At 64.6% G+C, this 3,396-nt stretch carries 3 protein-coding genes and 1 pseudogene; 1 reads left to right on the top strand and 3 read right to left on the bottom strand.

Going from position 1 to position 3,396, the window contains the following annotated elements:
• The coding region (locus A5659_RS10890; protein ID WP_067180982.1) for an amidohydrolase family protein at window positions 1-1,152 on the bottom strand (1,152 nt) is incomplete at its 3' end.
• Window positions 1,153-1,271: 119 nt separating this feature from the next.
• Complete coding sequence (locus tag A5659_RS10885; protein WP_067180979.1) at window positions 1,272-1,904, bottom strand: TetR/AcrR family transcriptional regulator; 633 nt, start codon at window positions 1,902-1,904, stop codon at window positions 1,272-1,274.
• Between the two features lie 121 nt (window positions 1,905-2,025).
• On the opposite strand from A5659_RS10885, the gene A5659_RS10880 reads away from it, so the two are divergent.
• Window positions 2,026-3,168, top strand: a complete 1,143-nt coding sequence (locus A5659_RS10880; protein WP_067180976.1) for an ABC transporter substrate-binding protein — start codon at window positions 2,026-2,028, stop codon at window positions 3,166-3,168.
• Here the strand turns inward: A5659_RS10880 and A5659_RS10875 are convergent.
• Window positions 3,160-3,396: pseudogene (locus A5659_RS10875) on the bottom strand (dihydrodipicolinate synthase); the annotation flags it as partial. The gene A5659_RS10880 and the pseudogene A5659_RS10875 sit on opposite strands and share 9 nt — an antisense overlap.

Below are 3,396 nucleotides of genomic sequence, written 5' to 3'. Positions count from 1 at the left end.
CTGCTGGCGGGTTCGGTGCTCGAACGGGTCAAACGAATACCACCGGCAGGCATTCTCGTAGGTGATCTTGTTGACCTCGTCGTCTGGCAGTCCGGCCATGACAAGCGCGAGCTCCTCGGGGGCCGTCGGCCACGACGAATCGGAGTGCGGATAGTCGCATTCCCAGGCGATGTTGTCGATGCCGACGTCGTGGCGCAGCTTGACACCGATCGGGTCGGCGATGAAACAGGTCAGGAAGCGCTCCCGGAAGACCTCGCTGGGCAGCCGGTCGCCGAAGTCCTGTCCCGTCCATAAATGATGCATTTCGTAGGTGCGGTCGAGCCGGTCGACGAAATAAGGTATCCAGCCGGTGCCGCCCTCCGAGAGCGCGAACCGGACGTCGGGAAACTGCTTGATGACGCGCGACCATAGCAGGTCGGCGGCCGCCGAGCAGACGTTCATCGGCTGCAACGTGATCATGACGTCGATGGGAGCGTTGTCCGCAGTCATCGTGATCTTGCCCGAGGACCCCAAGTGGACCGATAGCACGGTATCGGTATCCGAGAGTGCGCGCCACATGGGATCCCAGTACTCGTCGTGGAAGCTGGGGAAGCCGAGGGTGGCGGGGTTCTCGGTGAAGGTTACTGAGTGACAACCTTTCTCGGCATTGCGTCGGATCTCCTTGGCGCACAACTCCGGATCCCACAGCACGGGTAATCCCATTGGCAGGAACCGTCCGGGATAGGAGCCGCACCACTCGTCGATGTGCCAGTCGTTGTACGCCTGGGTGACGGCAAGGGCGAGGTCTTTGTCGGGATGCGTGGCGAACAATCGGCCCGCGAAACCGGGGAAGGACGGAAAGCACATCGACCCGAGCACACCACCGGCGTCCATGTCCTTGACTCGCTCATGGATGTCGTAGCACCCCGGTCGCATCTCGTCGAAGGCGGTGGGTTCGATGCCGTACTCCTCGCGCGGGCGCCCCGCCACCGCGTTGAGGCCGATGTTGGGAATGATCGCACCGTTGAAGGTCCAGACCTCCGAGCCGTCGGCTTGCCGGATCACCCGCGGCGCTTCGTCGGCGTACTTGTTCGCGACCCGGCCCTCGAACAGGTTCGGCGGCTCCACGAGATGGTCGTCGACGCTCACCAAGATCATGTCTTCGGGCTGCATGGGTCTCCTACTGCAGAGGTTGATAGCGAGGGTATCAGGTTGTAGAGGGGCTATATTCGATTTACGGAAATGTGCGTTTTCACAGCGGCGCCGTCGGGCCAAGGCCTGAGTCAGGATGACTACCGCCGCACTACTTTTCGGGGCTCGACGGCGAAGGAAAGCAGCAGCCGGTCGAGGACCTTGGCGGCCCGGCGGCGAGCCGTGGTGGGATTTGCGGCGTGCGCCACCAGAAGCGAGGCCTCCTCGAGCGCGGCCACGAGCATGTGCGTCAGCTCCCCGACGGGTTGGTCGTCGATGATGCCCGCTGCGATCGCCTCGCGGACCACGTCGTTGATGAGCGCGATGCTGTTGCCCTCCTGGATTTCACGCAGCGTCTGCCAGCCCAGCACCACCGGACCGTCGACGAGGATCACCCTTTGTACGGCGGGCTCGGTCGCCGCTTCGAGAAACCCGTGCAGACCGATCGTGAGCCGCTCCCATGGGTCGACGCCGGCCGGGGGAGCGGCGATAGACCGAAGCGTGAGGTCGTTCTCGACGTCTTCGAACACGGCGCGAAACAGCTCGGCCTTGTCCTTGAAGTGGTGGTAGAAGGCACCGCGCGTGCCGACGCCCGACTTGGCCACGAGGTCGCCGATGCTGGTATTGAAGAATCCCTGTTCCACGAACAGTTCTCGGCCCGCCTCGATCAGGTCGCGCCGCGTCTGCTCGCCGCGGGCGCGTCGATCGTCGTCCGCCCCACCGCGCTGCGCCATGCCGACGATCTTAGCAACATTCATCCTGAATGTTGAGTGCGCGGTGCAACCAGTCTGAGCGCATGACACCGCGCCAACGCAACGGTCCTCGTTTCAACCTCCATCCTGTATGTTGCCGGCTATGGCAGACGAGGTTCGCGCGTACGGTTCGGTCGCACCACTGAAAGTCGGCATGCTCAACGACTATCCGACGGCGGGCAACACCGACAACGACACCGTCGCCGCGCTGCGGCTGGTGATGGACGAAGCCTTTGCCTCCGGACTGCTCGACCGGCCAATCGAACTCGTCATACGCAATGTGGTGGGCCTGCCCAACGGCACCTACCTTGCGGTCGAACGGGCTTTCGACGAGCTCGTCGCCGAAGGCTGCCTGGCGATCTTCGGCCCGTGGGTATCGGACAACGTCGTGCCGCTGCGGTCCCACGTCGAGGCCACTGCACGTGTTCCGATTCTCACGCTGTCGGGATCGGAGGGGGCGCTGGGCGAGTGGTGCTTCGCGCTGAACAATGGCTCGATGCCCGAGGAGCCGGTGATGCTGGCCGCGGTGCTAATCGGCGACGGTCGGTCGCGCATCGCCATTGCCTACGAGTCGTCGCTCATCGGCAAGGAGTATCTCGCCTTCGCTCAAAGAGCCTATGATGCAGCGGGTTTGAACGTCGCTACAACCGTGGCGATTCCCCAGGTTGAGGCTGACAAGGCCGCGGCGGTCGCCGCGTTGCGCGCGGGGCAACCCGACGCGCTGGTGCACGTCGGATTTGGCCATGGCTTGTGGGGTTTCACAGATGCGCTGCGGGCCGCTGGCTGGGATCCGCCGCGTTACACGACGACGGCGTTCGAAATGGCACATATCAGCGCGGAGTGGATGCGCCACCTGTCCGGCTGGATCGGTTTGGACAGCTACGACGAGCGCAACGCTGTCGGGCAGGCCTTCCTCGACCGTTTCGAGGCGCGATACGGTCGCCGGCCGCGACACTCGATGCCGGGCCTGTCACACGACGCAGCCACCGTGATCGTGCGAGGCATGGCCGCGGCGCGGCCGCTGACCGGTGAGGGAGTGAAAAACGGCATGGAGCAGGTGAAGCTCGTCCCGTCGGCCAGCGGCGCGCCGGGAACGTTCTTGCGGTTCGGCCGGTTCATCCGGCAGGGCTGGATGGGGTCCGACTATCTCATCGCCCGAAGGGTCCTGCCCGACGGCAGCGGGCACGTTTTCCATGCGGCGCCCAGCGACCACATCGCACGCGCGGTCTCTTCCACGTCACCCTAGTTGGATCGCGCCGAACACCGGTGCTGTCACGATGCCGGGTGGTTGGGCAAGCACGTACGGAATTGCGCGAACCGCGCCCATCGCGATCATCAGGTGACCCGGCATGGCGTGCTGGCCCGATGGCACCACTCCATCGAGCCCGACGTCGAGTTGGAGTTCAAAGCTCGGCTCCCCTTTGATGACCGCGCGGATCAGCGGCGCCTTCTCGCCCGGCGCCAGCGGCTTCAT

It is taken from the genome of Mycobacterium sp. 1165196.3 (genome assembly GCF_001673415.1).
Taxonomy (GTDB): domain Bacteria; phylum Actinomycetota; class Actinomycetes; order Mycobacteriales; family Mycobacteriaceae; genus Mycobacterium; species Mycobacterium europaeum_A.
Note: the sequence above shows the minus strand (reverse complement) of the source record. Positions and strands in the feature narration are given on the sequence as shown.

Bases quoted from the DNA above. Each gene is read 5' to 3' on its own strand.
- A5659_RS10885 (WP_067180979.1), bottom strand. From the start codon at position 1,904: ATGGCGCAGCGCGGTGGGGCGGACGACGATCGACGCGCCCGCGGCGAG.
- A5659_RS10880 (WP_067180976.1), top strand. From the start codon at position 2,026: ATGGCAGACGAGGTTCGCGCGTACGGTTCGGTCGCACCACTGAAAGTC.